This is a genomic window from Vibrio sp. 10N.222.48.A3 (genome assembly GCF_041475345.1).
Taxonomy (GTDB): Bacteria; Pseudomonadota; Gammaproteobacteria; order Enterobacterales; family Vibrionaceae; genus Vibrio; species Vibrio tasmaniensis_A.
In genome coordinates this window covers 1-233 of record NZ_JBFRVX010001349.1, presented here as the reverse complement: position 1 = coordinate 233, position 233 = coordinate 1, and the positions used below count along the sequence as shown (strand labels likewise).

At 44.6% G+C, this 233-nt stretch carries 1 pseudogene; it reads left to right on the top strand.

Annotation, left to right across the window (positions count from 1 at the left end):
* Nucleotides 1-124 (top strand): annotated as a pseudogene (locus tag AB4653_RS26255) (iron-sulfur cluster insertion protein ErpA); the annotation flags it as partial.
* Between the last annotated feature and the right edge of the window lie 109 nt (nt 125-233).

Sequence of the window (233 nt, the reverse complement as noted above, 5' to 3'; positions counted from 1 at the left end):
GAGCCTACAGTACTTAATGGGCGGCATGGTTGATTACACTGAAGGCCTAGAAGGCGCACGTTTCTTTGTGAACAACCCGAACGCGACAACAACATGTGGTTGTGGCGCATCATTTAGCGTTTAGCGTGCACGAAAGGTAGCTTGAACGGAAAGCTACATTAGAAATATTTTAAACGCCGAGCCAATGCTCGGTGTTTTTGTTTGTAAAAAATACACCATACAAAACGGACAGT